The sequence below is a fragment of the Inquilinus limosus genome (assembly GCF_051487185.1).
GTDB lineage: Bacteria > Pseudomonadota > Alphaproteobacteria > DSM-16000 > Inquilinaceae > Inquilinus > Inquilinus limosus_F.
In genome coordinates this window covers 1-25,091 of the sequence record NZ_JAHVDK010000039.1, presented here as the reverse complement: position 1 = coordinate 25,091, position 25,091 = coordinate 1, and the positions used below count along the sequence as shown (strand labels likewise).

General features: G+C 66.3%; 21 protein-coding genes and 1 pseudogene. 9 read left to right on the top strand and 13 right to left on the bottom strand.

Going from position 1 to position 25,091, the window contains the following annotated elements; all coding sequences use genetic code 11:
• Positions 1-11 precede the first annotated feature (11 nt).
• The gene (locus tag KXR53_RS32020) at positions 12-1,331 is read right to left on the bottom strand and encodes an acyltransferase family protein (protein WP_437379675.1); all 1,320 of its coding nucleotides are present in this window, start codon (positions 1,329-1,331) and stop codon (positions 12-14) included.
• 335 nt (positions 1,332-1,666) lie between these two features.
• On the opposite strand from KXR53_RS32020, the gene KXR53_RS32015 reads away from it, so the two are divergent.
• The 3 genes from KXR53_RS32015 to KXR53_RS32005 all read left to right on the top strand — a co-directional run bounded on the left by KXR53_RS32015 (position 1,667) and on the right by KXR53_RS32005 (position 6,379).
• The gene (locus KXR53_RS32015) at positions 1,667-3,247 is read left to right on the top strand and encodes a methyltransferase domain-containing protein (RefSeq protein WP_437379674.1); all 1,581 of its coding nucleotides are present in this window, start codon (positions 1,667-1,669) and stop codon (positions 3,245-3,247) included.
• Between the two features lie 115 nt (positions 3,248-3,362).
• Entirely contained in the window at positions 3,363-4,349 is a 987-nt protein-coding gene (locus tag KXR53_RS32010; RefSeq protein ID WP_437379673.1) for a glycosyltransferase family 4 protein, read from the top strand.
• Between the two features lie 23 nt (positions 4,350-4,372).
• Complete coding sequence (locus KXR53_RS32005; RefSeq protein WP_437379672.1) at positions 4,373-6,379, top strand: glycosyltransferase; 2,007 nt, start codon at positions 4,373-4,375, stop codon at positions 6,377-6,379.
• Between the two features lie 124 nt (positions 6,380-6,503).
• On the opposite strand, the gene KXR53_RS32000 is transcribed toward KXR53_RS32005, so the two are convergent.
• From KXR53_RS32000 to KXR53_RS31980, 5 genes are all read right to left on the bottom strand, one after another.
• The gene (locus tag KXR53_RS32000) at positions 6,504-7,262 is read right to left on the bottom strand and encodes a DUF4214 domain-containing protein (protein ID WP_437379671.1); all 759 of its coding nucleotides are present in this window, start codon (positions 7,260-7,262) and stop codon (positions 6,504-6,506) included.
• Between the two features lie 34 nt (positions 7,263-7,296).
• Positions 7,297-9,684: a glycosyltransferase family 4 protein gene (locus tag KXR53_RS31995; RefSeq protein ID WP_437379670.1), complete on the bottom strand. Its 2,388-nt coding sequence runs from the start codon at positions 9,682-9,684 to the stop codon at positions 7,297-7,299.
• A gap of 111 nt (positions 9,685-9,795) precedes the next feature.
• Positions 9,796-11,163 carry a glycosyltransferase family 4 protein gene (locus tag KXR53_RS31990; protein WP_437379669.1) on the bottom strand — a complete coding sequence of 456 codons (1,368 nt, stop codon included), beginning with the start codon at positions 11,161-11,163 and terminating at the stop codon, positions 9,796-9,798.
• Position 11,164: 1 nt separating this feature from the next.
• Positions 11,165-12,973, bottom strand: a complete 1,809-nt coding sequence (locus KXR53_RS31985; protein WP_437379668.1) for an ABC transporter ATP-binding protein — start codon at positions 12,971-12,973, stop codon at positions 11,165-11,167.
• Between the two features lie 166 nt (positions 12,974-13,139).
• Positions 13,140-13,355, bottom strand: a complete 216-nt coding sequence (locus KXR53_RS31980) for a hypothetical protein (RefSeq protein WP_437379667.1) — start codon at positions 13,353-13,355, stop codon at positions 13,140-13,142.
• Positions 13,356-13,898: 543 nt separating this feature from the next.
• Between KXR53_RS31980 and KXR53_RS31975 the strand changes: the two genes are divergently transcribed.
• Genes KXR53_RS31975 through KXR53_RS31965 form a run of 3 tightly spaced genes read left to right on the top strand, consistent with a single transcriptional unit; the run spans position 13,899 to position 16,395 of the window.
• A complete protein-coding gene (locus KXR53_RS31975; RefSeq protein ID WP_437379666.1) occupies positions 13,899-14,957 on the top strand; it encodes a methionine ABC transporter ATP-binding protein in 1,059 nt (352 codons plus the stop codon).
• The gene (locus KXR53_RS31970) at positions 14,926-15,591 is read left to right on the top strand and encodes a methionine ABC transporter permease (protein ID WP_437379665.1); all 666 of its coding nucleotides are present in this window, start codon (positions 14,926-14,928) and stop codon (positions 15,589-15,591) included. Before KXR53_RS31975 ends, KXR53_RS31970 begins: the two co-directional genes overlap by 32 nt.
• A gap of 24 nt (positions 15,592-15,615) precedes the next feature.
• Positions 15,616-16,395 (top strand): MetQ/NlpA family ABC transporter substrate-binding protein, encoded by a 780-nt coding sequence (locus KXR53_RS31965; protein ID WP_437379664.1) that lies wholly within the window; start codon positions 15,616-15,618, stop codon positions 16,393-16,395.
• 67 nt (positions 16,396-16,462) lie between these two features.
• Here KXR53_RS31965 and KXR53_RS31960 read toward each other — a convergent pair whose 3' ends face one another.
• The 6 genes from KXR53_RS31960 to KXR53_RS31935 all read right to left on the bottom strand — a co-directional run bounded on the left by KXR53_RS31960 (position 16,463) and on the right by KXR53_RS31935 (position 21,717).
• The gene (locus tag KXR53_RS31960; RefSeq protein ID WP_437379663.1) at positions 16,463-16,903 is read right to left on the bottom strand and encodes a DoxX family protein; all 441 of its coding nucleotides are present in this window, start codon (positions 16,901-16,903) and stop codon (positions 16,463-16,465) included.
• Positions 16,904-16,987: 84 nt separating this feature from the next.
• A complete protein-coding gene (locus KXR53_RS31955; RefSeq protein WP_437379662.1) occupies positions 16,988-18,112 on the bottom strand; it encodes a helix-turn-helix transcriptional regulator in 1,125 nt (374 codons plus the stop codon).
• A gap of 81 nt (positions 18,113-18,193) precedes the next feature.
• Entirely contained in the window at positions 18,194-19,030 is an 837-nt protein-coding gene (locus KXR53_RS31950; protein ID WP_437379661.1) for an alpha/beta fold hydrolase, read from the bottom strand.
• Positions 19,027-19,914, bottom strand: coding sequence for an NAD(P)-dependent oxidoreductase (locus KXR53_RS31945; protein WP_437379660.1), 888 nt, complete (start codon positions 19,912-19,914; stop codon positions 19,027-19,029). The genes KXR53_RS31950 and KXR53_RS31945 overlap by 4 nt, the downstream gene beginning before the upstream one ends.
• A 311-nt stretch (positions 19,915-20,225) precedes the next feature.
• Complete coding sequence (locus KXR53_RS31940; RefSeq protein WP_437379659.1) at positions 20,226-20,489, bottom strand: hypothetical protein; 264 nt, start codon at positions 20,487-20,489, stop codon at positions 20,226-20,228.
• A gap of 343 nt (positions 20,490-20,832) precedes the next feature.
• The gene (locus KXR53_RS31935; RefSeq protein ID WP_437379658.1) at positions 20,833-21,717 is read right to left on the bottom strand and encodes an NmrA/HSCARG family protein; all 885 of its coding nucleotides are present in this window, start codon (positions 21,715-21,717) and stop codon (positions 20,833-20,835) included.
• A 99-nt stretch (positions 21,718-21,816) separates the two neighbouring features.
• On the opposite strand from KXR53_RS31935, the gene KXR53_RS31930 reads away from it, so the two are divergent.
• Positions 21,817-22,731: a LysR substrate-binding domain-containing protein gene (locus tag KXR53_RS31930; RefSeq protein ID WP_437379657.1), complete on the top strand. Its 915-nt coding sequence runs from the start codon at positions 21,817-21,819 to the stop codon at positions 22,729-22,731.
• On the opposite strand, the gene KXR53_RS31925 is transcribed toward KXR53_RS31930, so the two are convergent.
• Positions 22,728-23,339 carry a TetR/AcrR family transcriptional regulator gene (locus KXR53_RS31925; protein WP_437379656.1) on the bottom strand — a complete coding sequence of 204 codons (612 nt, stop codon included), beginning with the start codon at positions 23,337-23,339 and terminating at the stop codon, positions 22,728-22,730. The genes KXR53_RS31930 and KXR53_RS31925 overlap by 4 nt on opposite strands.
• 78 nt (positions 23,340-23,417) lie before the next feature.
• Here KXR53_RS31925 and KXR53_RS31920 point away from each other — a divergent pair, with 78 nt between their 5' ends.
• Positions 23,418-24,371 (top strand): alpha/beta fold hydrolase, encoded by a 954-nt coding sequence (locus tag KXR53_RS31920; RefSeq protein WP_437379655.1) that lies wholly within the window; start codon positions 23,418-23,420, stop codon positions 24,369-24,371.
• Positions 24,372-24,768: 397 nt separating this feature from the next.
• Positions 24,769-25,091: pseudogene (locus KXR53_RS31915) on the top strand (hypothetical protein); the annotation flags it as partial.

Here is a 25,091-nt window from a genome sequence, read left to right as displayed (position 1 = left end):
TCCGAGTCTCGTCACCGTGCAGTCATCTCCGCCACAGCTTCGTGTCGCGAGGCACGGTCCGACAGAGTGTCGGCCCAACGCGCGGCCAAGCGCCCGAGCCGATGAAACGGATCCTCGATCAAACGGTAGGTCGCCCAGGATACGGCGATGCTGATCGCCATCCAGCCGAAAAACGTGACGATACGCGACCCGGTGATCTGCGGCAGGTGGTGGATGATCACCGAGTGCACGATGTAGATCGAATAGCTGATCATCCCCAGCCAGGTGATCACTCGCCCTTCCAGGCCGTAGCGGAAGAAATAACCGAAGCTGAACACCCCGATCGCGCAGATATATGTCACCGGATCGGTCCACCAAGGCGCCAGACGTCCGACCTTGTCGGCATCGACGAAATACGGGGCCAACCAGTCGTGCAAAGGCTGCGGAGCCGGCCATTCGAAAGGATAATAGAAGATCCGAAAATTGATCAGAATCATAACCGCATTGGCAAACAGAAGCATAAGTAGATGCTTAGTTGCGAGATGGCCTGTATAATGAAAATAATACAGCACGCCGATCGCAAAAAATTGAACGAGAGTCAAATTATAAAATATGCCCCTATAGTTGTGAAAAAGCAAAAATCCAGCAATAATAGTAAAAGGAAGCGCCTTCAACAGGCTGGGCAAAGCATTGCCCGCTATCGCCATCGCCAGAATGATCGAGAAGGCGAGCACGACCGCGAGGGCCTCCCAGCTATGGATGAATTTCGTCGCGCTGCCGAACAGCAGATCACCGGAGATGCTGCCGTTCAACAGCAGCGGAAGCAGCGGAACAACGCTGACAACACGCAACGCATTCGGAAGCCTGTTTGAAAAAAAGGCCACACCGATGAGGATGTAGAAGATCAACTCATAGTAGAGCGTCCAAGATGAGCCGACAATATTGATATTAGTGAAAAACAAATGCACCGCAAATAAATTTGCCGCAATCACCTCAAGAGAATATTCCTGCCTCGACGTGAGCAGGACAAAAGCGGTCGCCACAGCCAGAAGCGGGAAAATTCGAAAGAACCGACCGAACGCAAAGGACAGCGCGCTCCGATAACGGCCGATCGTGTATGGAATGACAAAGCCGCTAATGATGAAGAACAGGAAGACCCCGAATTGGCCGGGCCGCCACACCGTGATGCTCCATCCGAAAAACTGCGGAGAGAGGAGCTCACCCGCGTGCTGCCCGACGACAAACAACGCGGCAATAGCCCTGAGGCCATCCAGAAACTTGAGTCGCGAACCAGGCCTCTCAGCCTGACTCTGAGAGGCTGTCATCTTGACGGCAGCCGAATCCGATTTCATCAAACGGAATTCCTATGGTAAGAGGCCGCACCCTAATGGTTTTCCAACGGCTAAGGCAAGCATGGTCCCGCTCGGACTCGGAACGGCCGAGGACACGGCTTCAAGGCAGTTCTGCGGTCTTGTCGACCGTCGGGACGCGGCGGTGAGCAGCGAAGCGTCGCCTCCACGACGAGCATGACGGTCAAGCCCATCGCACACTGACAGGACAAGGCGGGCGATCGCGCGGATCGAGATCTCCGCCGGAACGCAGCCCGGTTCCGGGTGTTTGGCTCGGATCAACCCGCCCCTCATATCGACACGCGCCCATGACGGACACTCCAGATCTCGACGAGTTGATGAAGCGCATCCGCGCCGAGATTGCAGCAAAGGCGGCACCGCCCGCCGACGGAACGCCGGCGAAACGGGCGGCGGACGGAGCGCGGCCCTCTGAACCGATGCCGCCCTCCGGGTCCGGGCGCCGGAGCTTTACCGCTCGGGAGCTGCTGCGGGGAAAGCGGCATGAGGGCTTCATCCGCTCGGCCTATCTGAAGATCCTGGGCCGGGAGCCGGACCCCGTCGGTCTTGCACACTATCTGAAGCACCTCAACCACGGACGGCTGGACCGCGTGGTCGTGCTGCGGCGCCTGGTCAATTCCGAGGAAGCGCGGGCGCGCGGAGTCCGTGTCCGTGGGCTCCGGTGGCGGATGGCTTGGAACAAGGCCGCGCGGAGACCCCCCCTGCGCTCGATCGTCAATTTCTGCACCGGCATCCGCTATCTGTCGCGACTGCCGCGCATCGCGCGGGAGGTCCGCAATTTCGAGGCGCTGGCGACCCTGACGGCCCAGCAGGTCGCCGCCGAGGCGCGTGTCGAGCAGCAGGCAGTGGCCGGACCGATGAAAGCCTCGATCGAGAAGCTGCGCCGGCAGATCGAGCCGCTCGCCAGCGCTCCATCCGATCTCGCGAGGCGCATCGACGCAGTTGCCGCGACTGTCGCGGGCAGCAAGGACCGGCTCGAGCAGGCGGAGGCGACCTCCGCGGAGCTGAAAGAGAAGATCGCCTCGCTGGCGGCGAATCTGTCCGGCCTCAGAGATGTCACCCCCGATCTGGGCCGCTTGCAGGCCGAGATCGAGGAGTTGCGCGGCCGGCTCAACAGCCACTGGCGCAATGTCGTCGACCAGAAGCTGCGGCTCGAATTGCTGCTCACCGAAGCGCGCAAGCGGTTGCCGGAGCCCTTCGACGCCGCGCAGATCCAGACGATCGCAGATGAGCGGAGCCATCTGCTCGATGCCTTCTACGTCTCGTTCGAGGACCGCTACCGAGGCACGCGGGACGATATCAAAAACCGCCAGAAGATCTATGTTCCGCATGCCAGGAAGGCAGCGGAGGCCACCGGGGGCGAGCTGATCGATATCGGCTGCGGGCGAGGCGAGTGGCTCGAGTTGCTCGGCGAGAACGGCCTCGCCGCCTCGGGGATCGACCTCAATCGGGTCATGGTGGAGGAATGTCATGCCCGCGGCCTCAAGGCCACGCTGGGGGACGCGCTGGAGATCCTGCGGTCGCTGCCGGAGCGCAGCCTCAGCGCGGTCACGGGCTTCCACATCATCGAGCACCTTCCGTTCGACGTTCTCGTCACCTTGTTCGACGAGGTGCTGCGCGTGCTCAAGCCGGGCGGCATGGTGATCTTCGAGACGCCGAATCCCGCGAATCTGCAGGTGGCGGCCGAACGGTTCTACATGGATCCCACCCATCTGAATCCGCTGCCGTCGGACCTGATCTCGTTCATCGCGACAGCCAGAGGGTTCAGCAAGGTCGAGGTGCTGGACCTGCACCCGATGGATTGGGCGCACCGGGACTACGACGATCCGATGCTCGCCCTGCTGCAGCGCAAGCTGTTCGGTCCGCAGGACTACAGCATCATCGGGTGGAAGGAATCGTGATCACGTCGCCGTGGATCCGCCGGGCGCTGTCGGTCTCCGGAATCGGTTGCGCCTTATGACCAGAGCGAAAGTCGCGATCGTCGCGGCCGGATCCGGGACCGGCGAAGTGGGCGGCGTGGAGCGGCTCTATATCGGGCTCCAAGCCGCATTGGAGAATGCCGGGCTGCAGGCGGAGATCGTGTCGCAGGTCAGCGACGAGAGCAATTTCGAGCAGATCAAGAGAAGCTATCTTCGCTTCTATGACCTGAACCTCGATGCGTTCGACGGCGTCGTCTCCACCAAAGCGCCCAGCTACGCCATCCGCCACCGGAACCATGTCGGGTATCTGGTGCACACGATGCGCGTCTTCTACGACATGTTCGAGGCCGAGTTCCCGAACCCTTCCGGCGCGCTGCTGGAACAGCGCCAGCTGATCCATCAACTGGACACGGCGGCCCTCACACCACGGCGACTGAGGCAACTCTATACAATCGGCCACGAAGTCAAGGAGAGGCTGAAGCACTACAACGGCATCGATGCCGAGGTGCTGCATCATCCGAGCACTCTCGACGGCCTCAGACAGGGCAGATACGAATACATCCTCCTTCCGGGGCGTCTCCACCGCTGGAAGCGCGTCGACCTGGTGATCTCCGCGATCAAGCTGGTCCGTCGGCCCGTTCAGCTTCTGATCACCGGGACTGGCGAGGACCGGGCCTATTTCGAGGCCATCGCCGATGGTGATCCCCGGATCCGCTTCCTGGGGCGTGTGAGCGAGGACGAGTTGCGCGCCCTCTACGCCGACGCGCTGGCGGTCGCCTTCGTCCCCAAACGGGAGGATCTCGGCCTGATCACTCTCGAGGCATTCGGCAGCGGCAAGCCGGTCGTCACCTGCACCGATTCCGGCGAACCGTCGCGTCTGGTCCGGCATGGCGAGACCGGCTTCGTGAGCCAGCCCGAATCTTCGGCCCTCGCGGGCTGGTTCGAACGACTGGTCGAGGATCCTGGGATGGCGATGGCGATGGGCAGCCGCGGCCGATCCTCCGTCGCGCACATCACCTGGGAGCGCATCGGCCATAGTTTGGCCAGAGCTCTCGGCTTTATCACTCCCCCTTTCTCGCACTGAATATCCTGTCACCAGAACCCGACATGCGCATAACGATCCTCGACATGCAGCCGATAGACCCTCCGGTAGGCGGGGGACGGCTGCGACTTCTGGGGCTCTATCACGGCCTCGGAGCCGAGCACGCCGCGACCTATGTCGGCAGCTACGACTGGCCGGGCCCCGGCTTTCGCGACCAGATGCTCTCGCCGACGCTGCGCGAGATCATGGTGCCGCTGAGCGACGCCCACTTCGCTGAGGCGAAGCGGCAGAGGAGAGCCGCCCGGGGAAAGACCGTCATCGACAGCACGTTCCACACCACGGCCCATCTCTCACCGGACTACGTCGCGGCAGCCTGCCGGGCCGCGGCAGAGGCGGACGTCGTCGTGTTCTCGCACCCCTGGGTCTACCCGCTCGTGCGCGGCGTCCTCGATCCGTCGCGCCAGACGATCGTCTACGATGCCCACAATGTCGAAGGCCTGCTGCGAACGGAGCTGCTCGATGACCAGGGCGCCGGTACGCAAATCGCCCGAGGCGTGGTGGACGTCGAGGTCCGACTGTGTCGTGCGGCAGATCTGATCCTGGCCTGCTCACATGAGGATCGGCTGCTGTTCTCCCGTCTCTATGATATCTCCCCAGACAAGATCCGGGTGGCTGCGAACGGTGCCTTCACTCGACAGATCCATCGTCCCGCGGCCGCCGAGAGGCGGGAGATCAAGCAGCGGCTGAACGCTGGAGACCGCCCGATCGCCTTCTTCCTCGGCAGCCACTACACCCCCAATCTCGAGGCGGCGCAGTTCATCGCGTCCACGCTCGCGCGGCAGGTTCCGCAGGTTCTGTTCGTGATCGGCGGCGGCGCCGGCGACGAGGTCAGGAAGTCCGGCCCCGAGGCCCCCAATCTCGTCGTCACCGGCGGATTGTCGGAGGACGACAAACGGGAATGGCTTTCGGTTGCCGATATCGGCATCAATCCGATGTTCAGCGGCTCTGGCACCAATATCAAGATGCTGGAGTTCATGGCCTGGGGCCTACCGATCGTGACCACGAAGGTGGGCGCGCGAGGCATCGAGACGGCAGGCACGGCCTTTCTCGTCGCCGAGGCCGACGATTTCTCGACGGCGGTATCGCGGCTAGCCGCTGATGCGACAGCCCGAGAGGATCTGTCGGAAGCCGCGAGGATGGAAGCTGACCGGCGCTATTCCTGGGAACGCATCTCAAGCGATCTCGGCCGTCTGCTCCAGCACCGCCATCAGGTCCTGGGCCGCCCCGTCTTCTTCTCGATCGTCGTTCCAACCTATGAACGACACGAGCATTTGTCGCGGCTGATGGCGCGGCTGGAGAGCCAGAGCTGCGATGATTTCGAAGTCATCGTCATCGATCAGAGCGCGGAGCCGTGGCCCGACAGGGACAAGCGCTTTGGCTTCCGCCTGACATATGTGCACACAGACATCCGCGGCGCCGTGCCCGCGCGAAACGCCGGCGCCGACCTGGCGATCGGAAATGTCATCGCCTTCACCGACGATGACTGCGAGCCTGGCCAGGACTGGCTCGCCTCGGCACGGCCCTTGTTCGATGATCCCGGCGTCGTCGGCGTGGAGGGGCTTATCCTGTCCGACAGGGTGGACGACCCTGAGTGGCGGCCGGTCACCAATGAAGGCTTCGAGGGTATGGCCTTCATGACGGCCAACTTTTTTATCCGGACCGAGACGTTCCACGCCCTCAACGGGTTCGATCCCATGTTCGACAACCCGCATTTCCGCGAAGATACCGATCTCGGCTGGCGGGCTCTGGAACTGGGGCGAATTCCCTTCTCGCACGAGGCTTGGGTGTTTCATCCTCCCCATCCCCGGTCCATTGAACGCGAGTCCCTTGCCGAGAGGTCGCGCTTCTTCGAGAAAGACGCGCTGCTGTACCGCAAGCATCCCAGCCGATATCTGCAGTTGTTCCGGCGGGAGTGCCAGTGGCGCCACAACCCCTTCTTCTGGGCCTATCTTCGCCGCGGCGCCGAAAAATATGGCGTGGAGTTGCCCGAGGAGCTAAAGCCGGCCGGCTGACCGGATCGCCATTACTGGATGCCGTCGGAGATCTTTTTGGGCGACAGCCAATCAGCGTCGGAGGTGGGCAGCCCGAAGCTCCTCTCCCGCTCCTGTAGGCTCCTGGTCTCCTGAGCTTTCTTGTCTAGAGTTTGTCGCTGTACTTCGATTTATCCCGTTCGATGATCTGGCGATCCGCAAGATCTTTAAATTGTCTCAGGATTTCCGCATTCTGCCGCCGGAGCTCCGAGATTGCGGACGTCGAGGCCATCTGAAGCCCTTCGATACGGTCCCGAAGAGCCAGAATCGAATCCTCCTGACTCTGGCTGCGTTGCTGCAGCAGGCTTGCAAGCTGCTGCCAGGACAAGCTCATTTGCTCGGTTTGCGCCCCCTGACGGAGGACCTCACGCCACAACTTCGGCAAACGCCCGAGCATATACAGCCATCGTATAGCCGGGCCGAGAATCGGCACCCGGCTGATAGACCGCCATCTGCGCAACCGCTTGAGGCCCGAGACTTTGACGCCGTGTCTCCGCCCCTCCGATGACCATCGCAAGCTGATCAGAATATCCGTCTTCGACGCTCGACCGGACCTGAGACGCCGAAGATATTGTGCCAGCCCCTGTGGGTCGGGTTCGCGACGCAGCAATCCCTGATAGGCGGCACGGACAAACGTCTCGTCGCCAAGCCGGAGAAACTCATCAAGCGCATATTTCTTCTTGGCCGGAATAGCCTGTATCGGCGCGGGTGAGGACGACCATGCCGAAGTGGCACCCGAATGAACGGAAGCCGATCCACCGGGATGAGTCGAGACGCCTGGCGATTGCCGCCGCCGTCGCTCCGCCTCCGCATTGACGCGGGTGATGATCTCGTCGACCGAGGGCAAATGGGCGGGAGATGCCATCACAGAGCCCCCTGTTCGAGTGCTTGGTCAGACATCATCCTTCCCTCACCAGGCCTTCAATATGGATTCGTGACAGGAAATTGCGGGCGATGACAGACCAATCGTACTGCTCTTGTACAAGAAGCCGGGCTGCGATGATGCGCTTGGCCAGCGCAGCAGTGCCGACTTCACCTTTCAACTGAGCCAGGGCGTGAGGGAACTGGGAGATCTTGGCCAATTGGAGGTGAACACCGTCAACGACAGCGATCCCTCGCGCACCATGCGGAGTCGAGATTACGGGAACCCCGCTCGCGAAGTAATCAAGCATCTTCAGGTTGGTCCCCGATCCCGTCGCCATCGGGTTGATCGCACAGTCGACCGAACTCAGCACCACATCCTTCGTTTCGTCGTCGACCTCACCCATGAAGCCCACATTCTCTGGCACCGCGCGGCCGGCGAAGTGTCCTGCCACGCTTCCGAGAAGCAAGAATCTCATGTCGGGGCACTGGGGCGCAAACCGAAGAATTTCCTCCACGGCTTCATTGTTTGGTTGATGCCGACTGCCCATGAAAAGTACCGTGAAGCAGTCTCCAATACCCAGGCGCCCCTTGTTAGCTGCACGGGATTTCGGCCCTGTATAGGAAACTGATTGGAGATCGACCCCGTTCGGGACCTCAACAAACTTCCCGGCCGGCACTCCGAACTTGCTCTCGAACACCTCCTGATCGGTCCTCGTGCAGACGACTACGAGCTCGGCAGCATCACAACACTCGTGCTCTACCCTTTCCGCATCTGTGAGGAGGTCTCGCGCGGTCGCCGTATCCGGCAGCATGGCACGCTTAAGATCGATCTCGACATTGTGAGCCTCGTACCAGATCGGCTGTCTACTCACCTCTCGGATCAAGGGAAACAGATAGGGGTGAGACGCGATGACGACGTCAGCCTCAGCCATGGAGCCGGACAGGGCTTCCCGGTATTCCGGAGTCAAATGCACGAGCCGCGGCATCGCCACATCGGTTATGGGCACTGCTCCGACTTCACGTGTAAGCGCGAGTTCCGCGTCTCGGTGCGCGCTCGATTTCGGGATTCGGATTTCCCTCAGCCCCGGCGCCACCAGCCGATCGGACGGAAGATCGTTCGCGTTTGTAATGCATACGACATCGACATCACAGCTTTGCGCCAGATGCCGATAGAGATGGAATACGCGACTCTGCCCTCCTCCTCGGGGAGGAAAGATAGGGAACGTTACAGCCACACAAAGCTTCGGCCGGTGGACTTTCCGCGGCGACGAGACGGTCGGTGGTACGAGAAGCGGGGCGACCGTTTTCTCCCAGGTGATCCGACTGACGCGCTGCTTCGCAGCCGCCCCCATCTGCATCGCTAGATCAGGAGATTGCGCCAAAGCCGTCATGGCCTTGGCAAGCTCCCTCGGGTCGGCTTTCGTCGAGTAACCAGTCTGACCTGACTCGATCAACTCATTCGGCCCACCCGAATCTTCGGTAGTGATCACGGGCTTTCCACACATCATTGCCTCGACCGTGATCAGCCCATAGTCTTCGTCCTTTGGCACAAACACAACGGCGCGCGCCCCCGCGTAAAGTTCGGCGAGTTCGGCGTCTCTCACGAAGCCGAGAAATTCGATCCGCGGATCATTGCCGGCAAGATCTCGCAACCGATCTTCTTCCGGGCCAATGCCGGCGATCTTCAGATGCATGCGTGTGTTTGCTCGCCGCATCGCATTGATTATCAAGTCGATGCGCTTGGGCCTATCGAGACGGCTGCACGTGAACAGGTAATCGTAACTGCCCGTGTGTAGGCCGCCGAGAGACGTGGGATGATGAATAGCTTCAACGGTCACGCCGGCCGGGAAATAGTCCTGACGGCTGGCGACGGTCTCGGAGATCGCAGCGAATTTTCTGACGGCGTCACGGGACAGGCCAATCCCGTCCAGCCAATGGACGACCTCTCGGGCGAAAGGCCCCGGAAATGCCAGAGCCTCTCCCCCCCGGTCTATAACGGCACGGATCCTGCTAAAGAATTCGGGCAGCGCATCCCGTTGCCCGTGCCATTTCTGCATGAACCGCTGCAGTGAGGTGACCTCCGCATCCGCGTAGTCCGGCAGCCGATCAAATCGACTCTCGGGATACGTGTCGTACAGCCCCCGCAATCTATGCTGCAGATAGCAAACATGATTGACATGCTTTATCATCCACGCCGGATATTTGGTTGAGATGACCAGATCAAAGTGACTCAGATCCAAACGAGAGAAATTTTCGTAACTCGAAATGAGCTCCGGAAAGTTACGTTCGGGACTTGGCAATTTGATGAGCTCCGCATCATGCGGAGTCTCCCTATTAATATGACTCAACAAGCCAAGCCACAAGTTTTCGGCTCCACCGATAGTGAATGGAACCGAACTTGGCGCAACAATGGCGACCTTCATTTATTCCCCGAGACCTAGCATTCATCCGTGCCCAAGCAGAACGAGTACATCTCGAACCCTGCACAGGCGGCAAGATGTGGGCGACGCGATGATGCCTGCTGAACCACGCCCTTATCCTGGCACTGGCCTGAGATAACGTCGGCTCGCGGCATGGGCGAGGCGGCCTGCCGATGCGTCAGCCATCACTGCCCCATAGATGTCCCGGGCCACATCGGACCAAAGCCGGAGCTCCGCCTGCCGAATCCGATGCTCCTTCACTGAGACATAGTTCGGTTCCCGGAATGTCTGTAGGACGGTGCGCTGTAGACTGTCATCGTCTTTCGGATCGACGTACTCGGCCAGCTCGCCCCCCACCTGCGGCATGGAGGATGTCTTCGAGGCGATGCAGAGCTTGCCGAACCACAAGCTTTCGCCGATCGGCAGGCCCCAGCCCTCGTAAAGGCTGGGGAACACGGTGAAGAGGCAGTGCCGGTAGAGGAAGGCCAGTTCGGCATCCGTCGGCGTCTCGGCCACCGCGACCGTGCCACCGAGATTGGCCGTCCGCGCCAGGAGGTCGAACAGATCCTCGGTCCGCCAACCGCGCTGGCCGGCCAGGACCAGCCGGGGCATCCGTTCACCGAGTTCCGACCGCAACCGGTCCCAGACCCGGACGAGGGCATAGGCGTTCTTACGCACCTCGATCGTGCCGACGCACAGGACGAAGGGCGACTCGGCAAGCGCCCGCACAGCCGGCCCTACCGCTGCATCATCCGCCGGGTCGCCGGCGAATTCATGGGCCAGCGGGACGACGCGGGTGGGAATCTTCGTCCCGGCGGCCGGCATCACCTCCCGGAGATCCGCCTCCGTCTGATCCGAGACGCAGAGAAAGCTCGAGACATACTCCGGCGCGCGGCCAAGGAAGCGGCGGAACTCGGGCTCGTGCCCCGGCTTGGCTAACGCCGGAAGCTTCACCGGAATGACGTCGTGAATCAGCTGGAAGACGGCATTGCCCGCCGCCTTTCGGCCGGCGAGGAAGGCGATGTAGGGATCGTTGCGCAGCGTCGGCACTGGCAGGAAGATCCGATCCGCCGGCATGAGGGCAGGCCGCGACAGGCGCCGGCCGAAGCCTGATCGGCTCCCCAGCCGCCAGCGCAACCGGCCCAGCTTCGCCGCCAGCCGGCGCAGCGGCGCTCGATCCCCACCCCCTGCGTCATAGGGGATCGCCATGTCGCGGACGAACTCGGCGTGGTGCGCCTCGAAGCGGTAATCCGGCCCGAGAAAGGACAGGTCGATCTCGACCACCTGCCGCAGCTTCGGATGCCAGGCGATGCCGCGGATCGCGTCCGGCCCGTGCGTCGCCACCAGGTGCCCGACCACGCGCAACACCACGCGCTGCACGCCGGTCACCGTGGTATGGCCGCGCGCATGCGCCAGGATCGGCGTCACGTCGCAGAACAGACGCGGCGGCCGCCCTCCCGCCGATTGGCCCTCAAGGCCCATCCTACCCCGCCACCGCCACGGCGGGCTGCGCCTCGGCCCGCTGCTCGTCCTCGGCCGTCTGCATCGCCCACAGCCGGGCGTAGAGGCCGCCGTGCTGCAGCAGCTCGGCATGGCTGCCGGCCTCGACGATCTGGCCCTGATCCATGACGTAGATCAGGTCGGCGCCGCGCACGGTCGACAGGCGGTGCGCGATCATCAGCGTGGTGCGGCCGACCATCAGGCGGTTCAGCGCGTCCTGCACCTGGCGCTCGCTTTCGGTGTCGAGGGCCGAGGTCGCCTCGTCCAGCAGCAGGATCGGCGCGTTCTTCAGCATGGCCCGGGCGATCGAGAGGCGCTGCCGCTGGCCACCCGAGAGGCGCACGCCATGCTCGCCGATCTGGGTGTCGTAGCCTTGCGGCAGGGCGAGGATGAAGTCGTGCGCCGCCGCGGCGCGGGCCGCGGCCTCGATCTCCTCCTGGCCCGCCCCCGGCCGGGCATAGGCGATGTTGTCGCGCACCGTGGCATCGAACAGCGTCGTCTCCTGGCTGACTAGGCCGATCTGCTCGCGCAGCGAGTGCTGGGTAACATCGCGGATGTCGTGGCCGTCGATCCGGACCGCGCCCGAGGACGGGTCGTAGAAGCGCGGTATCAGGTTCAGCAGCGTCGACTTGCCGGCGCCCGAGGGGCCGACCAGCGCCACCGTCTTGCCGGCCGGGATCTCGACCGTGATGCCGCGCAGCGCCGGGATGGCCGGGCCGTAAGAGAAATGCACGTCCTCGAACCGGATCGCGCCCGTCACCCGGTCCAGCACGGCGGCGCCGGGCCGGTCGGTGATCATCGGCTGCTTGTCGATCATGGCGAAGATGCCTTCCGCCGCGGTCAGCCCCTGCTGGATCGATCCCCAGGTGTTCACGATCCGCTTCAGGGGGTCGTAGGTCAGCATCAGGGCCAGGACGAAGGCGAAAAACGAGCCGGTGGTCCGGTTGCCGTTGATCACCTCGGACCCGCCGTAGAAGATCACCAGCGCGATCGCCACGCCGGAAAGCGCCTCCATGAAGGGGGCGTTGTAGGATTTGATCCGGGTCATCCGCTGCGACAGCTTCGAGACCGCCTGGACGAAGGTCTCGGTCGCCTTGATCGTGCGCTGCTCGGCGTTATAGGCCTTGACGTGCCGGATGCCCTGGAAGACCTGAGTCAGATAGCTGGTCAGCTCACCCATGCCGAACTGCGATTTGCGGGTCACCTTGCGCAGGTCGCGGCCCACCTTGATCAGAGGGACGACCGAGAGCGGAAAGGTGATGGAGGCGACGAGGGCCAGCTTCCAGTCCTGGTAGAACATGGCGGCGACGAGGCCGACCAGGGTCATCGCGTCGCGGCCGATCGCCGCCGCGCTGGTCGAGACGGCGCCGAGCACCGCCTGGACGTTGAAGGTGAAGGTGCTGACCAGATGGCCGGAGGCGACGGCGTGGAAGCTGGCGAGATCGTCCCAGATCTTTCTGCTGAACATGCGCATCTGCAGCTCGGCGACGATGCGCCGGCCGATGCTGTTCATCACCACGCTGAAGCCATAGCTCGCGGCGCCACGCACGAAGAAGACGCCGATCACCAGCAGCGAGATCGGCACCAGAAGGTCCGCGCGCCGGTCGGTGAAGATGCCATCCAGGATATGCTGGCTCACGAACGGAATGGCGGAACTCGCGGCAGCAGTCGCCCAGAGGCACACGAAGGCCAGCATGAAGCGCCAGAAATGGCCCTTCATGTGCTCGCGCATCATCCGTTTCGCGATCCGCCAGTCCGTCGGCTGGCCGTGGGCCCGTGGTCTCTTGCTCATGGGGTGCTCATATAGCGCCGTCCGGCCGATCCGCCAAATGACACGCGCGTCGATCCAAACGAAAACAGGGCGCCCCGGCCCGCCGCTGGCCGGTTCGTCCGGCTGCGGCGGGCGGGCGCCCTGTCCTGTTCGGCGGCCGATCCTGCGACAGGCGGCCGCGCCGGGCTCAGCGGCGATAGGTGCCGCGGGCGATGGCGTCGAAATCGGCCGGGCCGATGCCCAGCTCGTCCATCTCGCGCCGGTCGAGCTTCAGCAGCTCGTCATAAATCCGGTTGTATTCGCGGCGCTCGGCGACGCGGCGCGCGACGGCGTCGCGCATCCGGGCGAAGATGCCGGCGCGGCGGGCGGGGGCGGGAGCGAAGTCCAGAACGTCGATATGCATGCTTACCTCAACTGCCGGCGAGACCGGCCTCTCATGTTTTCCCTTGTGCCCCTCCAATGTAGGACGTCCGCGCCGCGACAGGATCGGTCTTTTTGCAGCGCAGCAATGGTAAGCATGCATGACATGGATTTGCCACGATCCCCGCCCAGACGGCCGGAGATGCGGGCTCAAAAACTCACAATCCGGTTGTGAAACTCAGCAATCCACAGGCCGCATGCCGCGATTGATTGACCTGCCCGGGGCGCCGCGATATCTAAAGGGCGACGGACCGGCCCACCGTGACGGGCCCGCGGCGATTTGATGGGAAGCAGCTTGCGCCCGCATCACCAACCGCTAAAGCGCCACGATGCAGGTCGTGGTTCCCTCGGAAGAGACGAGGACGCGACGATGACCAGGACGGCCCACCACAGCCCTTTCGCGCACCGGCCCATGGCCGCGGTGCCGATGCGCTGTCGCCGCGCCTGACCCGGGCTCCAGGCCCTGCCGCCCTGCCCGCGGCGGCCATCTTCGTCCCCGCACCGATCCACTGATCCGGCCCCGTCCATGATCCGCCTCGATTCCGTCTCCAAGACCTTCACCCGCGCGGGCCAGGCCCAGGTCGCGGCGCTGTCCGACGTGTCCCTGACCATCGAGCGCGGCGAGATCTTCGGCGTGATCGGGCCAAGCGGCGCCGGCAAATCGACCCTGATCCGCGCGATCAACCTCTTGGAGCGGCCGACCAGCGGCACCGTCACCGTCGACGGCACCGAGCTGACGGCGCTGCCGGAGGCGGATCTCAGGGCCGAGCGGCGGAAGATCGGCATGATCTTCCAGCATTTCGCCCTGCTCTCCTCCCGCACCGTCTTCGACAATGTCGCGCTGCCGCTGGAGCTGGCGGGCCTCGACCGCCGCGGCATCGCCGCACGGGTCGACCGGCTGCTGGAGATGGTCGGCCTGGCCGACAAGCGCGACCGCTACCCGGCCGAGCTGTCGGGCGGGCAGAAGCAGCGCGTCGGCATCGCCCGGGCGCTGGCCAGCGAGCCCAGCGTGCTGTTGTGCGACGAGGCGACCTCCGCCCTCGACCCCGAGACCACGGCCTCGATCCTGCAGCTGCTGGCGAAGATCAACCGCGAACTCGGTCTCACCATCGTGCTGATCACCCACGAGATGGCGGTGATCAAGGCGATCTGCCACCGCGTCGCGGTGCTGGAGCAGGGCCGCGTGATCGAGGAGGCGCGGGTGTTCGACCTGTTCACCCGGCCGCAGACGGCGACGGCCCGCGCCTTCGTCGCCAGCGTCACCGGCGCCGAGCTGCCGGAGGCGCTGGCCGCCAAGCTGTCCGAACAGCCCCTGGCCGGCGGCGAGACCGTGCTGCGCCTCGTCTTCGCCGGATCGCAGACCGGCACCACCGCGCTGGGCCAGCTGGCCCGCCGGCTCGGCATCGACGCGGCGCTGCTGCACGGCCGGGTCGACAGCGTGCAAGGTGCGCCCTTCGGCACCCTGATCGTCGCCATCCCGGGCGGGCCGGACACGGCGCGGTCGGCGATCGACTTCCTCTCCTCCCTCAAGCTTTCCGTCGAGGTCCTGGGCCATGTCCCCGCAACTCTTCGCGCTGCTGGCTGACGCCGCCTGGGCGACGCTCTACATGGTCGCGGTCTCGGCCGCGATCGGCACGCTGGTGGGCGGCCCGATCGGCATCTGGCTGGCGACCAGCGGCAAGGGCGAGCTGTTCGCGGCGCCGGCCGCCAACCGCATCGTCGGCCTGGTGGTCAACGCCACCCGCTCCACCCCCTTCATCATCCTGGTGGTGGCGATCATCCCCTTCACCCGGCTGATCGCCGGCACCTCGATCGGCACCACCGCGGCGATCGTGCCGCTGACCATCGCCTGCATCCCCTTCATCGCCCGGATCATCGAGACGGCGGTGCGCGAAGTCGACCAGAGCCTGGTCGAGGCGGCGAAGGCGATGGGTGCCTCGTCGCTGCAGATCGTGCGCAAGGTGCTGGTGCCCGAAGCGATGCCGGCGATCGTGGCCGGCCTGACCCTGACCGTGGTCAGCCTGATCGGCTATTCCGCGATGGTCGGCGCGGTCGGCGGCGGGGGCTTGGGCGACCTCGGCATCCGCTACGGCTATCAGCGCTTCATGCCGGAGATGATGGCCGCGGTCGTGATCGTGCTGATCCTGTTCGTGCAGGCGGTGCAGATGGCCGGCGACCGGCTGGCCCGCCGCGTCAACAAGCGGCAGCGCGCCGCCTGAGCCTTTCCACCCGAGGGGGATGTGATGAGCCTGAAGACGATTCTGGCCGCGGCGGTGTTCGCCCTGGCCGTGCAGCCGGCCGTGGCCGAGACCGTGAAGATCGGGGTCACGCCGGGGCCGCATGCCGAGATCCTGGAACAGGTGAAGCCGATCGCGCATGAGAAGGGCCTGGACATCGAGATCGTCGAATTCTCGGACTATGTCGTGCCCAACGCGGCGCTCGATTCCGGTGAGCTCGACGCCAACTCCTTCCAGCACGAGCCGTACCTCGTGAACGAGATCGAGAAGCGCGGCTACAAGATCAGCAAGGTGGCCAACACCGTCACCTTCCCGATCGGCATCTACTCCAGGAAGATCCAGAAGATCGAGGATCTGAAGGATGGCGCCACCGTCGGCATCCCGAACGACCCGACCAATGGCGGCCGCGTCCTCCTGCTGCTGCAGTCGGCGGGCCTGATCAAGCTGGCCGACGGCGTCGGGCTGAAGCCCAGCGTGGCCGATATTATTGCGAACCCGAAGGACCTGCAGATCATCGAGCTGGACGCGGCGCAGCTGCCGCGGTCGCTGGACGACACCGACATCTCGGCGATCAACACCAACTACGCGATCGAGGCCGGCCTGGACCCAGCCAAGGACGCGATCCTGCGCGAGGCGGCGGATGGCCCCTATGTCAACATCATCGCGGTACAGACGGCGCGCAAGGACGAGCCCTGGGTCAAGACCCTGGTCGACAGCTACCACACCGACGCGGTGAAGCAGTTCATCGCGACCCGGTTCAAGGGCGCGGTCGTCGCCGGCTGGTAAGAGCAAGCCCCCGACAGGCAGAGGGCGCGTGACCCGCGGGTCACGCGCCTTTTTCTTGGTGGGCCGGTCAGTCGCCCGGGCCGCTGTCGAGCGAGTGGCGGCCGCCGCCGGTGCCGGCGATGAAGAGCAGGCCGCCAAGCACGGCGAGGTTGCTCATGAAGATCGCAAAATCCAGCTCGAACCGGTTCGGCGGAGAGTCCCAGAAGCCGTGGAACAGGACGGTGGCGACGACGGTGAAGCCAGCCAGCGCCAGCGCCGCGAGCCGGGTGTGCCAGCCGAGCAGCAGCAGAGCGCCGGCGATGATCTGCAGCGCCGCGGCGGCGCCCAGCAGCAGCTCGGGCTCCGGCAGGCCGCGGCTGCGCATCATCGCCAGCATCGATGCCCATTCCGGGATCTTGGAGATGCCAGCGGCGAAGAAGACCAGCGCCAGGCAGAGGCGGCCGGCGAGCTGGACGAGGTCGAGCCCTGAATTGCGCTCGGTGTTGCGTACGACCATGGTGGAGGACATGAAACGGTTCGCTTGTGCTGTCACAATGGCAGCATGCTAACCGCATCATTGTGGCCGCGCCGTGTCCGCCATCACACCCGCGGCCTACGTCTTCCGTCGCATCAGCCGGCTCTCCCGGGCCAGGTCGGCCAGCAGGCGGATCAGGGCCCCCTGCCGCCGTGTCCCGGTCTTGTCGAAGACGGAGCGGAGCTGGCTGCGCAGCGTCTCGCGGCTGAGCTGCAGCGTCTCCGCGATCTCGGACAGGGAGAAGCCTTCATGCAGCGCCATGGCCAGCCGCACCTCCGCCCGGCTGAGGCCGAACAGCGCTGGCAGCACCTGGCCAAGATCGTCCCGGCTCGACCCGATCGGGGTCAGGAACAGCGCCGCCACCGCCTGCGGCTCGGCCACGGCGGCCGGCCGCCGGTCCGGCAGGCGGCAGCCGCTGGCGATCAGTGCCGCCCCGGCGGAGCCGGACAACAGTCGGGCCAGGCCGGCGCGGGGGGCCGGGTCCAGCACCGCCGCGATCAGCCCGCGCAGCGCCGCGGCCTCGGCCGGATCGGCCGAATCCAGACGGTTGCTCCGCAACAGCAGCCGGCCGCTCTCGAACAGCCGGACCGCCGCCGCGTTGACATGCACCACCCGGCCACCGGCAGCCAGCAGGACCACGGCCCGATCGAGCCGGTCGAGCACGTCCTCGGCCAGGCGGGCGCGGCCGGCCAGCCCTTCGAGCCGCTGGGCGAGCGCCAGCGAGCGGCGGATATGCGGCACCAGAAGGTCGAAGCGCCGCCCCTCCTCCGGCGTGAACGGCCCGGCCCGACGCGGGCGGCGCACGCTCATCCCCGAAACCCCGTCAAAGCCCGGGTCGATCGCCGCCATGGTCCAGCGGCAGCCGTTCTCGTCCAGGAACGCGCCGAAATCCTGGCGGTCGAACCAGGCGGGGTCGACCACCTGGTGACAGAGATGGACGGTCGGCGGCAGGCGCCGCCAGGGCGGCAGGCGTGGATCCTCGAGCGCGTATTCGCGCAGATAGCGGGCGTGGACGGCCGCGTCGTAGCCGACGGCGACGTTGAAGAAGGGCGCCGGGGCGGCGGATTCCAGGACCAGGATCTGGGCCACCTCGCCATTGGTCCAGCGGCAGATGTCGACGAGGATCGGCTGCCACGCCGCGGGATCGGTCCCGGCGTCGTAGATGCGGCCGATCAGATCGCTTGCTTGCTCGAGAGTGTCCATCGGCCTCCGCCGCGTCGCGCCTGCCGTCGCACTCAATCCCGTTCACCCGGCCGGGGGCAAGCATCGCCGGCCGCGACAGAGTCACCCAGCGGACGCGATTCCTTCGATCAGACGGTTGACCTCGGTCGGTGCCTCGATCGGCAGCATGTGACCTTGGCCGGGGAACAGGTGCAGCGCCACCCCCGCCGGCAGGCCCCGGCCATGGGCAGCCGGCACGATGGCATCATCCGTGCCCCACAGCACCTGCACCGGCATGGCCAGCTCCGCCAGCCGGTCGCGCAGCACCAGGCGCTGGCGACCCGGGGCGAAGCACTGGTCGGCCAGGCGGCGCAGCGTCTCGCGCGCGCCCGGGGCGGACAGGGCCGCCAGCACCAGCCCGCCCAGCGCCGGGGTGACCAGCCGGGGATCGGCGTAGAGCGGCCGCAGCGCCGCCGCCAGGACCGCCGGATCATTGGCGCCGAGCAGCCGGTCGATGAAGCCGGTGTCGGCCTCGGCGCCGAGGCCGCCCGGGGCGATCAAGGTCAGGGAAGCGGCGCGGTCCGGGCGGGACAGGGCCGCCTGCAACACCACCGCCCCGCCCAGGGAATGGCCGACCAGATGGGCGCGGCTGACGCCGACCGCGTCGAGGAAGGCCAGCAGCGCCTCGGCCAGGCCGGGCACGCCGCCCGCGCCAAGATCCTTCGAGGAGCCGCCATGGCCGGGCAGGTCGAGCGCATAGACGGGGCGCCCGGCAGAGAGCGGCACCTGGTTGGCGGCCCAGGTCAGCAGCTCGCCGGCAAAGCCGTGCACCATCACGATCGGGATGGCGCGGCCTGCGCCCATGCGGCGGTAGCGGATCGGGCGGCCGTCGGCCAGCAACGCCTGCTCGGTGCGGACGCCGCCGGCCGTGGCCGGATGCGACGGGCCGGAGAAGCTCATTCCTCGACGCCAGCGAGGCGGAGCTGCACCTTGTGGACGGCGTTGGCGTGCAGCTCGCCATGGCCGGCGGTCAGGGCGGCGCGGTACAGCTCCGCCGTCAACGCCGTGCCGGGCATCGGCACGCCGCCGGCGCGGCCGAGATCGAGCATCAACCCGATGTCCTTGGCCATGTTCTTGAGGTGAAAAGCCGGCTCGAAATCGTTCGCGAGCGTCTTGCGCGCGGCGCCGCGGATGACGCCGGAGGAGCCGCCGAAGCGGTCCAGCACCTCGATCACCCCCTCGGCGGCGAGGCCGTTTCGGCGGGCCAGGGCCAGGCCCTCGCCGAGCGCCGCGATCTGCGCCGCCGACAGCAGGTTGCCGACCAGCTTCATCACCGCGCCGGCGCCGCTGGGCCCGAGATGATGCACGCCGCCGGAGACCGCCTCCAGGATCGGCCGCACCGCCTGCAGCACCGCCGCGTCGCCGCCGACGATGAAGCCGATGCTGCCGTCCCAGGCCTGGTCCTTGCTGCCATAGACCGGGGCGTCGAGATAGGCGTGGCCGGCCTCAGCCGCCGCCGCGGCCAGGCCGCGCGACACCGCCGGGTCGGTGGTGGTGCTGTCGACGACCACCGCGCCCTTGGCCGCATGGGCGAAGGCACCTTCGGGGCCGAGCAGCACGGCGCGCTGGGCATCCGGCCCGGTGACGCAGAGCATGACCCGGTCGCGGCCCGACACCGCCGCCGCCACCGAGGCGGCGCGGGCATAGCCGGGATGGTCGGTGATCTCCTCCGGCAGCTCGACCGGGCTGCGGTTCCAGGCGTGGACGCGATGCCCCGCCCGCAGCAGGTTGCGCACCATGCCCCGGCCCATCAGGCCGAGGCCGAGATAGGCGATATCGGCCATGTCTCTGTCCTCCCGTCGCGGCGGGGCCGGGATTCGGCCGCGCTTTCTTACATCCTACAAAAGGCCGGGCCAGATGACAGCCCGGCGCGGACGTCCAGTCCTTGCTCGGCATAGCCGAGTGGGCGGAGGTCAAGATCACGCCAAACGCGCGGACGCGCAGCCCCCTCTGCCCTCCGGCGAGGGAGGGAGAGTGGGGAGGCTGCGTCAGCCGGTCTCGTAGGCTGGGTTCGCGGCACGCGAACCCAACAGGATCGGAGCCGCGAGGGCGGCGGCAGGTCGGGTTCGCCCGGGGGCGAGCCCAACCGACGGCCTCACCCTGTGTCCGGCGGGTCGTCCACCGGCGGCGGGTCCAGCGTCGCCAGGAACCGGTCCGACTCCGCGACCCAGCGCTCCGCCTCCTCCGGCGGCAGGCCGAATCGCGGGCACAGCCGGGCCACGGCCGCCGGCGCCGGGCAGGTCTCGACCATCTCCGCCAGCTCCGGCCGCTCCAGCCGTTCGCCGATCTCGCCGAAGAGCCGGCCGGCCTCTGCCTCTTCGTCCTCGGTCTCGGCGCCGTCGTAGGCCGCGGCCGCCATGGCCAGCCTCACCCGCAGCTCCGGCCACGCCTTGCCGGCCGTCTCGACCGATCGCGCCTCCTGCGGCGGCTCCGCGGGCGGGCGCGAGAGCCTATCCTCCAGCAGCAGGGTCAGCCGCAGCGAGCGGGTGATACCGGCTCCCGCCCCCAGCCGGCGCGGGCGGCCACGGGCTGGATCGCCACGCCCTGCGGGGGCTCGCGATGACGGTGAAGGTGGCGAGGGCCGCTCCCCCAAACCGTCATTGCGAGCGCGGCGAAGCCATCGTGGCGCGGATCATGCGGTCGATGGATCGCCTCGTCGGCCTCGCCTCCTCGCATGACGGTGGGGCGGCTGGGGGCTCCCCTCAGGCGGATGGCGTCCGATCCAGCACGCTCCAGTCGAATGCGCGCGCCCAATCGGCGAAGCTGTGCCAGCGGATCTCGGGGAAGTCCCGCCGCAGCGCGGCGATGTCGGCGGAATAGCCGACCCGATCGAACCATTCGAACATGAGCGCCGCATCCTCGCTCTGCTGGCGCATCACGGCGACCGGGATTTCCCGATACGCGACCGGGCGGCCGATGGCCTGCGACAGGATCTTCGCCTGCGCCTCGCCGGTCAGCTCGTCACCGGCGATGTCGAAACGTTTTCCGAACACCTGCTCGCGCCGCTCTGCCAGAGCCGCGACGAAAGTCCCGATATCCGCGACGGCCACCAGCTGGATCTCGCGCCCGGGCGGCAGGGCAAAGGCGTGCGCCCCCTGGCGCAGCCCGCCGATCGCCCATGGCGCGACGGCATTCTCCATGAACGCGACCGGCGCGCTGACGGTGTAGGGGATGCCGAGCCCGGCAATGTGCCGCTCGACCAGATGCTTGCCCTCGAAATGCGGAACGCCGGTCTTCCGGTCGGCACTGGCGACCGAGGAGTAGATCAGATGCCCTATTCCGGCGGCCTTCGCCGCATCGGCGGCCAGGATGCCCTGGCGCGTCTCCTCCTCCGCCCCGGCCTCGTAGGTGTTGGTCATCAGGAACATCGTGTCGACGCCGCCGGCGGCCTGCCGAATGGAGGCCGCATCGCCGAGGTCGCCGGCCACGACCTCGGCACCGGCCGACGCCAGGCTCCGCGCGGCATCGCCATCCGGCTTGCGGGTCAACGCCCTGACGCGGTGGCCCCGCGACAGCAGGGCGCGCGCGACGGCACCTCCCTGCTGGCCCGTGGCGCCGGTCACCAGCACGCTTCGCTTGATGGTCATGGGTCTGCTCCCTTGGTCTGCAACGAAGCAGAGTTGGGGGTTTCCGCATTGGCCCATTATGGGCGATAATCGGGAAATGCTGTCCCGCAAGCGAATACAATGCTCGACCTCAACGACATCCTGGTGTTCGCCCGCGTCGTGGAATCCGGCAGCTTCACCGCGGCCGCGCGGCTGCTGGGCATGCCCAAGACGACGGTCAGCCGCCGCATCGCCGTGTTGGAGCAGGCCGTCGGCGCGCGGCTGCTGCAGCGGACGACGCGCAGCCTCGGCCTGACGGATGCAGGGCGTCTCTACTATGAGCAGAGCAGCCGGGCCCTGCGGACGATCGAGGACGCGAATCTCAAGCTGGCGGAAGCGAGGGCAGAGCCGTCGGGGACGATCCGCATCTCGGCCCCCGTCGGCTTCGGCGGCCCTCTGGCGGCCATGGTGTTCGACTTCCTGGCGGCCTATCCGAAGGCCAAGGTCGAGCTGCGCCTCACCGATGAAAGGCTGAACCTGGTCGAGAACGGCATCGACCTCGCCTTCCGGACCGGGGTCCTGCCGGATTCCACGCTGATCGCCCGCAGGCTCGGCACCACGCACCGGATCCTGTGCGCCAGCCCGGACTATCTCGCGCGCCGGGGCGAGCCAGCCTCGCCGGCGGATCTCGCCGGCCATGACTGCGTCATCGCCGGTCCGTCAGCCGCCGGCGCGTCCTGGGTGCTGGACGGGCCGGACGGCCGGGAGACGGTCACCGTGTCCGGACGCTTCGCCGCGAATGAGATGCAGGCGGTGCTCGCCGCCGCGATCGCGGGCTACGGCATCGCCCGGCTGCCCTTCGGGATCGCCGAGACCCCGATCCGAGACGGGCGGCTGCGCCGCGTGCTGGCCGACCACATGATGCCGGCCGGCGGAATCCATGCCGTCTATCCGAGCGGCCAGCACCTCTCGCCCCTGGTCAGGGCGTTCATCGCGCTGGCAGCCGAGCAGATCGGTCAGGCCGAGATCGGCCGGAATGACGAGGGCGCAGCCTAGCCGATCCGCTGCGGAAGCCGCGCCGCGACCCCCGAGACGACGTCGCCGACGATCTCCTGCAGCTCCGCCGGGCTCGCCCCGTCCCGGGCCTGGATCGAGACGCCCTGCATGACGGCCGCCAGATGCCGGGCCAGGCGGCGCACCTCGTCTGCGTCGGCAAAGGGCTGGAGGGTGTGCGCGATCCTCTCGCGCATGGCGTCGCGCCGCGCGGCCAGAACGCGGGCGAGCCCGGCGTGCTCCGGATGGCAGGCGATCATGCCGCTGGAGATCATGCAGCCCCGCTCACGGTCGGGATGGGTGACGGCCCGGACCGCCGCCTCGAGTAGCAGCCGTACCGCCTCCGCCAGCGAGGCCGCCGAGTCGACAGGGGTCGCGTCGAGAGCGCCGATCCCCTGCTCGTAACGGGCCAGCGCTTCGCGATAGAGCCCGGCCTTGCTGCCGAAGGCGGCGTACAGGCTCGGCGGCGCGATCCCGATCGCCTTGGTCAGATCGCCGACCGACACCCCTTCATAGCCGTGCCGCCAGAACAGCCGCATGGCGATTTCGACCGCCTTGTCCCGATCGAAGCTCCACGGCCGCCCGCCGCGCGATTTCTCATCCAGTTCCATAGCAGTCACTAAACAACGGCTTGACAGGCGGCGTCAAGCCGGTTGATTAGTGATCGCTAATCAACATGGATGGTGCTCATGGATCGCTCACGACGCAGATTCCTGGCCGGCGCGGTCGGCCTCACCGCCCTGGCCGTCCAGGCGAGAACCGCCTTTGCCGGCGCGGCAGGAACCGGCCCGGTTGCGGCCGGAGGCCCCACGGCAACACGCGAGCCGTTCTTCGTCCGGTCGGCCGACGGCACGATGCTGGCGGGCGAGGCCCAAGGCGACCCACAGGCGCCGGAGATCCTGTTCATCCACGGCCTGCGCCAGAGCCGGCTGAGCTGGGACAAGCAGTTCGCCGACCCGGCCCTGGCGGGCTTCCGCATGGTCCGGTTCGACCTTCGCGGCCACGGGGATTCGGACAAGCCCGCCGCGCTCGACACCTATTCCGACGCCGACCAATGGGCCGACGACGTCGCCGCCGTGATCGCCGGCGCCAAGCTCCGCCGTCCCGTGCTGGTGGGCTGGTCGCTCGGCGGCTATGTGGCCGGCGCGTATCTCCGGAAACATGGAGGATCGCGGGTCGCGGGGATCAACCTGGTGGACGCCGTCACCAGGCTGTCGCCCGATCTGCTCACCCCATTGGCGGGCACCTTCACCCGCACCACCACCTCGCATGATCTGGCGGAACGGGTTGCGGCCACGGCCGAGTTCCTCGCCGCCTGCTTCCACCAGCCGCCGACGGAGATCGAGCTGCAGCGCATGCTAGTCGTCAACGGCATGACGGCGCGCGCCGTGAACGAGGGCTTCGTCCGGACCGCGACCACGGATCTCGAGCCCGTCTTCCAGGCCTATGCCGGCCCGATCCTGCTGACGCACGGGGCGCATGACCGGCTGGTCCGCCTGGCCATGTCGGAGCGGATCAAGGCGCTGCATCCGGGCAGCCGCCTCTCGGTCTACGCGGAGAGCGGCCACAGCCCCTTCTATGAGGAGCCGTCCCGGTTCGGACGGGAGCTCGCCGCATTCGTAGCCACCGCGACCGAGGGGTGACGGCAGCGCCATGGACGGGACACAGCGGCATTCCGGGCGATGCCGCGGGATGGCCACGCCCCTCGGCCAGGTCCGAGGGGCGCGCCATGAGGATCAGGAGTGACCCGGCCCCTCCCCCAAATTCCCCGCCTCGATGGTCAGCGTGACGAAGCCACCTTTCGCCGCCCTGGTCACCCCTGGGCGCCCATCCAACCCAAGTCAGATTAGCAGTAATAAATTTGAGGTAAATGGATATAAAAATCAGGAAATAATTGAATTTCATTTCATCTGTTGAGATGAATTCGCCATATCATGGTATTTATCTTCTTGAATCCGACGACTGCATCGCGAATGATTGCTTAGAGACCGTGATTTCATCGATGACGCGCCAATTTCCTTCTCGGAAAGGGGGAGCACCATGGCTGTGTCTCCGGAACTCCTGGAATTGCTGGGGATCGACACCTCGAACGGAGAGGACGAGGTGCTGTATGGTGACGACTTCCTGCTCGGCACCATCGGCGGCGGCGCCGGCAACGACTATGTCGAAGGCAAGGGCGGGCTCGACCTGCTCACCGGCGGCACCGGTACCGATACCGTCGGCTACTCGGAATCCGATGTCGGGGTGCACATCAATCTCGGCAATCTGCTGCTCGGCCTGCTCGGCGCCTGGGGCGGCGACGCCGACGGCGACGTGCTGGTCAACGGCTTCGAGAACGTGGTCGGTTCGGCCCATGCCGACGA

Bases quoted from the DNA above. Each gene is read 5' to 3' on its own strand.
- KXR53_RS31980 (WP_437379667.1), bottom strand. From the start codon at position 13,355: ATGCATATCGACGTTCTGGACTTCGCTCCCGCCCCCGCCCGCCGCGCC.
- KXR53_RS31995 (WP_437379670.1), bottom strand. From the start codon at position 9,684: ATGAAGGTCGCCATTGTTGCGCCAAGTTCGGTTCCATTCACTATCGGT.
- KXR53_RS31925 (WP_437379656.1), bottom strand. From the start codon at position 23,339: ATGGAACTGGATGAGAAATCGCGCGGCGGGCGGCCGTGGAGCTTCGAT.
- KXR53_RS31950 (WP_437379661.1), bottom strand. From the start codon at position 19,030: ATGAGCTTCTCCGGCCCGTCGCATCCGGCCACGGCCGGCGGCGTCCGC.
- KXR53_RS31955 (WP_437379662.1), bottom strand. From the start codon at position 18,112: ATGGACACTCTCGAGCAAGCAAGCGATCTGATCGGCCGCATCTACGAC.
- KXR53_RS31975 (WP_437379666.1), top strand. From the start codon at position 13,899: ATGATCCGCCTCGATTCCGTCTCCAAGACCTTCACCCGCGCGGGCCAG.
- KXR53_RS31940 (WP_437379659.1), bottom strand. From the start codon at position 20,489: ATGGCGGCCGCGGCCTACGACGGCGCCGAGACCGAGGACGAAGAGGCA.
- KXR53_RS32015 (WP_437379674.1), top strand. From the start codon at position 1,667: ATGAAGCGCATCCGCGCCGAGATTGCAGCAAAGGCGGCACCGCCCGCC.
- KXR53_RS31990 (WP_437379669.1), bottom strand. From the start codon at position 11,163: ATGGGCCTTGAGGGCCAATCGGCGGGAGGGCGGCCGCCGCGTCTGTTC.
- KXR53_RS32020 (WP_437379675.1), bottom strand. From the start codon at position 1,331: ATGAAATCGGATTCGGCTGCCGTCAAGATGACAGCCTCTCAGAGTCAG.
- KXR53_RS31965 (WP_437379664.1), top strand. From the start codon at position 15,616: ATGAGCCTGAAGACGATTCTGGCCGCGGCGGTGTTCGCCCTGGCCGTG.
- KXR53_RS31920 (WP_437379655.1), top strand. From the start codon at position 23,418: ATGGATCGCTCACGACGCAGATTCCTGGCCGGCGCGGTCGGCCTCACC.
- KXR53_RS32000 (WP_437379671.1), bottom strand. From the start codon at position 7,262: ATGGCATCTCCCGCCCATTTGCCCTCGGTCGACGAGATCATCACCCGC.
- KXR53_RS31985 (WP_437379668.1), bottom strand. From the start codon at position 12,973: ATGAGCAAGAGACCACGGGCCCACGGCCAGCCGACGGACTGGCGGATC.
- KXR53_RS31930 (WP_437379657.1), top strand. From the start codon at position 21,817: ATGCTCGACCTCAACGACATCCTGGTGTTCGCCCGCGTCGTGGAATCC.
- KXR53_RS31970 (WP_437379665.1), top strand. From the start codon at position 14,926: ATGTCCCCGCAACTCTTCGCGCTGCTGGCTGACGCCGCCTGGGCGACG.
- KXR53_RS31935 (WP_437379658.1), bottom strand. From the start codon at position 21,717: ATGACCATCAAGCGAAGCGTGCTGGTGACCGGCGCCACGGGCCAGCAG.
- KXR53_RS31945 (WP_437379660.1), bottom strand. From the start codon at position 19,914: ATGGCCGATATCGCCTATCTCGGCCTCGGCCTGATGGGCCGGGGCATG.
- KXR53_RS32005 (WP_437379672.1), top strand. From the start codon at position 4,373: ATGCGCATAACGATCCTCGACATGCAGCCGATAGACCCTCCGGTAGGC.
- KXR53_RS31960 (WP_437379663.1), bottom strand. From the start codon at position 16,903: ATGTCCTCCACCATGGTCGTACGCAACACCGAGCGCAATTCAGGGCTC.